The organism is Bradyrhizobium sp. SHOUNA76 (assembly GCF_023006445.1).
Classification (GTDB): Bacteria; Pseudomonadota; Alphaproteobacteria; order Rhizobiales; family Xanthobacteraceae; genus Bradyrhizobium.
The window spans coordinates 1-5,427 of record NZ_JALBHA010000448.1; the positions used below are offsets into that span (position 1 = coordinate 1).

Consider the following 5,427-nt stretch of genomic DNA (forward strand, 5'->3'; position numbering starts at 1 on the left):
GGCGGAACAGGGGCGCGCCGATCTCGGCTTCCAGCTTGCGGATCTGGACGGAAAGGGGTGGCTGCGCCATCCGCAGCCGCTCGGCGGCCTTGCCGACGCTGCGGGCTTCGGCGACGGCGACGAAATAGCGGAGCCTGCGAAGATCCATTGGCATACCGGAAACGTATGGGTTGACGATCAAAATGGTATTGGACGGCCAGTTAACAAAACTGTCATTCTGGCTGTCAATGGCTGGGCCAACGGCGGCCCGCTTTCGGAGCGTGATGTGACGATGAACGGCGATCCCTGCCACTTGTCTGCAACCGAACTGCGCGGACTCATCGCCACAAGGAAGATTTCCCCCGTCGAGATCGTCAATGCCGTGCTCGCGCGCGCCCAGGCGCTGCAGCCCGAGCTGAACTGCTTCATCACGCTCTGTGGCGAGCAGGCGATGGCTGAGGCGCGCGCGGCTGAGCGCAAGGTGATGGCGGGCGAGCCGCTCGGTCTGCTCCATGGCATCCCCGTCACCGTCAAGGACATCGTCAACACTAAGGGCGTCAAGACCACCTTCGGTGCCGTTCCCTACAAGGACAATGTGCCGAATGAGGATGCCGTTGCGGTTGCGCGGATGCGCAGCGAAGGCGCGATCCTGATCGGCAAGACCACGACGCCGGAATTCGGCAGCAAGTGCCTGACGGACTCGCCCTTGTTCGGCCGCACCCGCAATGCGTGGAGCGCGGAGCGCTCCTCCGGCGGCTCCAGCGGCGGCGCGGCCGTTGCGGTTGCCAGTGGCATCGCGCCGCTCGCGATCGCCACCGACGGCGGTGGCTCGACACGGATACCCGCCGCCTGCAACGGCGTGGTGGGCTTGAAGCAGAGCAACGGCGTGATCCCGCACAGCCAGGCGCTGGATGTGTTCGGCAACCAGACCTATGTCACGCCGACCACCCGCACCGTTGCCGACACCGCGCTGATGATGCAGGCGATATCAGGCGAGGACCCGGTCGATCCCTGGTCGATCGGCGTTCCCGCGCCTGATTTCGTCGGCACGGCTGCCGCGCGCGGCGATCTGCGTGGACAACGGATCCTGTATTGCCTGACGCCGCCGGGCCGTCCGGTGTCCGCCGAGGTCGCCAGCAGTTTCAAGGCGAGCCTCGACCGGCTGGCAGGGCTCGGCGCCGAGCTCGAGGAATTCTCCGGAGAAGGTTTCGATATCGAGCCGATCTGGCGCGCCATCAACCACACCGTCTGGCGCACGCGCTTTGCAAAACTCGCGGCCGAGCGCAAGGATGAGCTGAGCGAGGCTTTCCTCAAGCAGCTCGCGCTCGCTACCGAGGTCAGCGGCGTCGACTACCAGGAGGCGATGTTCGCGCGCACCGCGCTGTTCCGCCGCGTGCAATCGCTGCTTGCGCGCGGGCACGTCCTGGCGATGCCGACCCTCACGCGCAGCGCGCTGCCGATCAGCCAAGATTTGTTCGGCAGCATCGAGATCGATGGTCGGCATTTCGACAGCGTCCGGCCGAACTGGTTCCCCTGGACCATGCCGTTCAACATGACCGGCCATCCCGCCGTCAGCCTGCCCTCGGGTTTCGGCCGCGACGGCCTGCCGATCGGGCTCCAGCTCGTCGGCCGTTTCCGCGCCGATGCCGAATTGCTGCGCGTGAGCGCACTGTTCGAGGCGTCCGCCGACCTTCTGTCCCGCTGGCCGGCTTGAGGAGATGGGCATGCAGCAAAGGGCTTGTGTGCAAAGGGCTTGCCTCAGCCGCCCGGACATGTTGATCGTGCCGCAGCTGAGCCCTGAAGCCGAGCGCGCATGAGCGTCTTTGTCCTCCGACGTCTGTTGACCTTGCTGGCGACGCTGGTCGGCGCCTCGCTGATCATCTTCCTTGTGCTCGACGCGCTTCCGGGCAACGCCGCGCAGATGCTGATGGGCGCCGACGCCTCGCCGGATGCGGTCCGCGCGCTCACCGTCAAGCTCGGGCTCGACCAGCCGCTGGCGGTCCGTTATTTGCACTGGGTCAAGGGACTTCTCTCCGGCGATCTCGGCAATTCCTATGTCTACGGCACGCCGGTCGCCAGCCTGATCGCGGAGCGGCTCGTGTTGACCTTTCCGCTCGCCATCATGGCCATGACGATCACGGTGACGCTGGCGCTCTCCGCCGGCATCTACACCGCCGCCAACCACAACAGGCTTGGCGACGTCGGTGTGATGTCGCTGACGCAGGTCGGCATCGCGCTGCCGAACTTCTGGTTCGCGATCCTGCTGGTCCTGTTGTTCTCCGTGCGGCTGCAATGGCTCTCGGCGGGCGGCTTTGCCGGCTGGGAGGACGGCATCTGGTCCGGCGTGAAGTCGCTGCTGCTGCCGGCGATCTCGCTCGCCGTGGTGCAGGCCGCGATCCTCGCGCGCGTCACGCGCTCGGCGGTTCTCGAAGTGCTGCGCGAAGACTTCGTCCGCACCGCGCGTGCGAAGGGACTCGGCAAGCGCGAAGTGCTGTGGAGCCACGTGCTGCGCAACGCCATGATCCCCGTCATGACGGTGATGGGGTTGCAGTTCGCCAATCTCCTCGCCGGCACCATCGTGATCGAGAACGTGTTCTACCTGCCGGGCCTTGGCCGTCTGATCTTCCAGTCGATCGCCAACCGCGACCTCATCGTGGTGCGCAATTGCGTGATGCTGCTCGCGACCATGGTCGTCATCGTCAATTTCGTGGTCGACGTGCTCTATGCCTTCATCGATCCCCGCATCAAGGTCCACGACCTGTGAGCGCTCCCCTGACCACTCCGATTGACATGCCGATTGCAACGCGCCGTGTGCCGGCCCGTACGTTCTGGGGCCGCGCGCTGCGCCACCGCAGCTTCGTGATCGGCGGCTCGTTGAGCCTGTTGGTGCTCGCCTCCGCGCTGCTCTCGCTGTTGTGGACGCCGTGGTCGCCCTACGAGATCGACATCGCTTCAAAACTCCGGCCGCCCTCGGCAGCGCACTGGCTCGGCACCGATTCCTTCGGCCGCGATATCGTCTCGCTGCTGCTCGCCGGCGCCCGCTCCACCATCATGGTCGGTATCATCGCCGTCAGCATCGGTCTCACCTTTGGCGTCACGCTCGGCTTGATCGCGTCAGCCCGGCGCGGCTGGACCGAAGAGATCATCATGCGCTTCTCCGACTTCACCTTCGCCTTTCCGGCCGTGCTGTCCGCGATCATGCTCGCCGCGGTCGCGGGACCGGGCATGGTGACCTCGATCGTCGCGATCGGCATCTTCCAGATCCCTACGCTGACCCGACTGACGCGCGGCTCGGCCAACGCGATCTGGGCCCGCGAATTCGTGCTGGCCGCGCGGGCGGCGGGCAAGGGGCGCTTCCGCATCACCATCGAGCACGTCCTGCCCAACATCCTGTCGATCCTGATCGTGCAGGTCACCATCCAGTTTGCGCTTGCCATCCTTGCCGAAGCCGCCTTGTCCTATCTCGGCCTCGGCACGCAGCCGCCGCAGCCGTCATGGGGGCGGATGCTGAACGATGCGCAGACGCTGCTGTTCCAGTCGCCGATGCTCGCGGTCTATCCGGGCGCTGCGATTGCCATCGCGGTGCTGGGCCTCAATCTGCTTGGTGACGGATTGCGCGACCTGCTCGATCCCAGACTGGCACGGGAGCGATGACGATGGGTGAGCGCTCCAACATGCCGCTGATCGAGGTTGCCAATCTCGGCGTGCGCCTCAATACCAGCCGTGGGCCGGCACAGGCTGTGCGTGGCGTCAGCTTCGCCCTGAAACGCGGCGAGACGCTCGGCCTCGTCGGTGAGTCCGGCTGCGGCAAATCGGTCACCGCGATGTCCCTGATGGGGCTGCTGCCTGATAGCGCCGTGGTCTCGGGCAGCATCAAGCTCGACGGCAACGAGATCGCGCGATTGCCGGACGCGGAATATTGCAGCCTGCGCGGCAACCGCATCAGCATGATCTTCCAGGAGCCGATGACGGCGCTCAATCCGATGCACACGATCGGGCATCAGGTTGCCGAGCCGCTGCGGCGTCACAAGAGGCATTCGGCGGCGCAGGCCCGCAATGAAGTGATCGCCTTGCTCGATCGCGTCGGACTGCCCGACCCGGCGCGGCGCGTCGATGCCTATCCGCACCAGTTTTCCGGCGGCCAGCGCCAGCGCATCACCATCGCCATGGCGCTCGCCTGCGAGCCCGATTTGTTGATCGCGGACGAGCCGACCACCGCGCTCGACGTCACCATCCAGGGCCAGATCCTCGACCTCATCGCCGATCTCGTCGAGGAGCGCGGCATGTCGATGATCCTGATCTCACACGATCTCGGCGTCATCGCCGAGAACGTTCAGCGCATGATGGTGATGTATGGCGGCACCGTCGTCGAGAGCGGGCCGACCGATGAGGTATTCCGCCGCATGGGCCATCCCTATACGCAGGGCCTGTTCCGTGCCCGGCCGAAGCTCGGCGCGCGCAAGGGGACGCGGCTGACGACGATCTCGGGCACGGTGCCGGAGCTTGCCGATCTGCCTTCCGGCTGCACCTTCTCCGATCGATGTCCGCTCGTGATCGATCAGTGCCGCGCCGCGCTTCCACCGATGGTCGACGTCGGACCAGGGCACTTCGTGCGCTGCATCAGGACTGATGTCTCGATGGCAGAACGCGTCGGAGCATTGACCGCATGAGCGCCGCGCCTCTTCTCGACGTGAAGGATCTCGAACAGCGCTACGCCCTGCCGCGGGAAAGCCTGTTTCGCCCGCCGGGGCAGGTGCGTGCGCTCAACGGCGTGAGTGTGCAGGTTGCCGCCGGCAAGAGCCTCGGCGTCGTCGGCGAATCCGGATCGGGCAAGTCGACCTTCGCGCGGCTGGTGATGGCGCTGGAGCGGCCGACATCGGGCCAGGTCGCGCTGCTCGGCCGCGATCTCAATCGCATATCTGCCGACGAGCTGCGTCGTGCCCGCCGCGATTTCCAGATGGTGTTCCAGGACCCTTACGGCTCGCTCGATCCGCGCCAGACCATCGCACGCATCGTCGCCGAGCCGCTGACGGTGCTGGAGGGAGCCGATCGCGCCACGTTCCGCGAGCGCGTCGCCGCGGCGCTGCGCCAGGTCGGCTTGCGCGATGCGGACATGGACAAGTATCCGCACGAATTCTCCGGCGGCCAGCGTCAGCGCATCGCCATTGCGCGCGCGCTGATCACCCAGCCCAAGCTGATCGTCGCCGACGAGCCGGTCTCCGCGCTCGACGTCTCCGTGCAGGCGCAGGTGCTCAACCTGATGCAGGACCTCCAGGAGCAATTCGGCCTGAGCTTTATCCTGATCAGCCATGACCTCGCCGTCGTCGACTATCTCTGCGACGAGGTCGCGGTGATGTATCTCGGCCGCATCGTCGAGCAGGGCCGGCCCGAGGATCTGTTCGAGCATTGCGCCCATCCCTACACGCGCGCGCTGCTGGACGCGGTGCC

General features: G+C 66.2%; 6 protein-coding genes. 5 read left to right on the plus strand and 1 reads right to left on the minus strand.

Going from position 1 to position 5,427, the window contains the following annotated elements; translation table 11 throughout:
• A partial coding sequence (locus MOV74_RS41060; protein ID WP_246930449.1) for a LysR family transcriptional regulator occupies window positions 1-292 on the minus strand: 292 nt, incomplete at its 3' end.
• Here MOV74_RS41060 and MOV74_RS30365 point away from each other — a divergent pair.
• From MOV74_RS30365 to MOV74_RS30385, 5 genes are all read left to right on the plus strand, one after another.
• Window positions 272-1,693 carry an amidase gene (locus tag MOV74_RS30365; protein ID WP_246930451.1) on the plus strand — a complete coding sequence of 474 codons (1,422 nt, stop codon included), beginning with the start codon at window positions 272-274 and terminating at the stop codon, window positions 1,691-1,693. The genes MOV74_RS41060 and MOV74_RS30365 overlap by 21 nt on opposite strands.
• A 99-nt stretch (window positions 1,694-1,792) precedes the next feature.
• Window positions 1,793-2,743: an ABC transporter permease gene (locus MOV74_RS30370; RefSeq protein ID WP_246930453.1), complete on the plus strand. Its 951-nt coding sequence runs from the start codon at window positions 1,793-1,795 to the stop codon at window positions 2,741-2,743.
• A complete protein-coding gene (locus tag MOV74_RS30375; RefSeq protein ID WP_246930456.1) occupies window positions 2,740-3,633 on the plus strand; it encodes an ABC transporter permease in 894 nt (297 codons plus the stop codon). The genes MOV74_RS30370 and MOV74_RS30375 overlap by 4 nt, the downstream gene beginning before the upstream one ends.
• A gap of 2 nt (window positions 3,634-3,635) precedes the next feature.
• On the plus strand, window positions 3,636-4,649 hold the full coding sequence (locus MOV74_RS30380; RefSeq protein ID WP_246930458.1) for an ABC transporter ATP-binding protein: 1,014 nt from the start codon (window positions 3,636-3,638) through the stop codon (window positions 4,647-4,649).
• On the plus strand, window positions 4,646-5,427 hold a 782-nt coding region (locus MOV74_RS30385; protein ID WP_246930460.1), incomplete at its 3' end, for an ATP-binding cassette domain-containing protein. The genes MOV74_RS30380 and MOV74_RS30385, both read left to right, overlap by 4 nt.